Annotated in this window: 3 protein-coding genes; all 3 read left to right on the forward strand. The window is 46.3% G+C overall.

Annotation, left to right across the window (positions count from 1 at the left end; translation table 11 throughout):
- Positions 1 to 113 precede the first annotated feature (113 nt).
- Entirely contained in the window at positions 114 to 578 is a 465-nt protein-coding gene (gene ribC / locus NC238_01190) for a riboflavin synthase (GenBank protein MCM1564571.1), read from the forward strand.
- A 46-nt stretch (positions 579 to 624) separates the two neighbouring features.
- The gene (gene ribH, locus NC238_01195) at positions 625 to 1,029 is read left to right on the forward strand and encodes a 6,7-dimethyl-8-ribityllumazine synthase (protein MCM1564572.1); all 405 of its coding nucleotides are present in this window, start codon (positions 625 to 627) and stop codon (positions 1,027 to 1,029) included.
- A 47-nt stretch (positions 1,030 to 1,076) separates the two neighbouring features.
- Positions 1,077 to 1,711: aminotransferase class I/II-fold pyridoxal phosphate-dependent enzyme (locus NC238_01200; protein MCM1564573.1), on the forward strand; the 635-nt coding region annotated here is incomplete at its 3' end.

Genomic DNA, 1,711 nt, shown 5'->3' on the forward strand with positions numbered 1-1,711 from the left:
AAGCTGCAGCCCGTGTTCTTGACAGGCTATGAGGGGATTTATATCCTCCATGCCAGTGTTTATAACATTTCAGGAAAACCAAAAAAATATCTTTAAATTCCGATCGGATTCACATGCCTATAATAGGAATTGCAGATACCACGTTTGCGCGCTATAATATGGGGCGTGCAGCAATTGACGAGATACAGAAAAATGTATCCGCACAGATTAAAAGGGTAACCGTGCCCGGGATAAAGGACCTTCCGGTAGCAGCCAAAAAACTTATTGAGGAAGAAGGCTGCGATATCGTAATGGCTCTTGGTATGCCCGGTGGCAAGGAAAAAGACAAAATGTGCGCTCATGAAGCTTCTCAGGGCCTTATTATGGCCCAGCTTATGACCAATACCCATATTATTGAGGTCTTTGTCCACGAGGATGAAGGAAAAGACGAGAAAGAACTCGCTTTTCTCATGGACAGGCGGACCCGGGAACATGCCTTAAACGTAATAAAGCTGCTCTTCAAACCGGAAAAACTTGTTAAGGAAGCCGGTACCGGTCAGAGGCAGGGTTTTGAGGATGCAGGCCCTTTGAGAATGTGAAACGACTTTGTGACTTAATTAAAAACAAGACTGGAGACCTTATTCGATGACTATCAGCCTAGGATTCGTTGTAGCTGAATTTAACAGGGATCTTACCTATCAGATGGAGCTGCTTGGAAGAGAGCATGCAGAGTTCCTTGGGGCAAAAGTTAAAGAGACCATTCTCGTGCCCGGAGTCTTTGATATGCCTCTTGCAATCAAGAAGCTCTGCCAGAGGGAAGATATTGATGCAGTGGTTACTATAGGATCGGTAATCGAAGGCGAGACCGACCATGACCAGGTGGTTATGCAGCATGCTGCAAGAAAGATTATGGATCTTTCCCTTGAGTTCAATAAGCCAGTAACGCTTGGAATTCCGGGACCGGGTATGACCCGGATGGCTGCTCATGAACGTGTAGACTATGCCAAAAGGGCAGTCGAGGCTGCAGTAAAGCTGGTGAGGCGGCTTTGAAATTGCCTCGATAAGCTAGCAAAATGCAATAAACCAGGACCATCCCTATGTCATCCGCAAGGCTTAAGCGTGTAGAAGAATCCGCAACGATCAGGATCTCCAACATTGCAACCAGAATGATTAAAGAGGGTACAGACGTTATCAATTTTAGCCTTGGCGAACCTGATTTCGATACCCCTAAAAATATCTGTGATGCTGCAGCAAAGGCTATGTATGAGGGAAAAACCCATTATGCCCCGTCTGCAGGCATTCCGGAACTGAGGGCAGCCATTGCCGAAAAAATGAAGACCGAAAATTACCTGGATGTGACCGAGAAGGACGTGCTGGTCACCCCGGGTGCAAAGCAGGGGATTTTCGAAATAATGATGGCTGCACTTGATGATGGGGATCAGGCAATTCTCTTTGATCCCGCATGGGTAACCTATGACGCGTGCATCCGTTTTGCGGGGGCAGATACGGTCTGGGTTCCTACAGTTCCTGAAAAAGGTTTCCTGCCAGACAATTTCGCCGATTACATTAACAGCAAGACAAAGCTTATTGTTGTAAATAGTCCTGGTAATCCTACTGGCGGTGTATTCGGGAAAAAGACCCTGCAGTGCATTGCCGATCTTGCAATTGACCATGACCTTCTGGTAGTCTCAGATGAGATTTATGAGAAAATCATCTATGACCGGGAGCATAT

The organism is Dehalobacter sp. (assembly GCA_023667845.1).
GTDB lineage: Bacteria > Bacillota > Desulfitobacteriia > Desulfitobacteriales > Syntrophobotulaceae > Dehalobacter.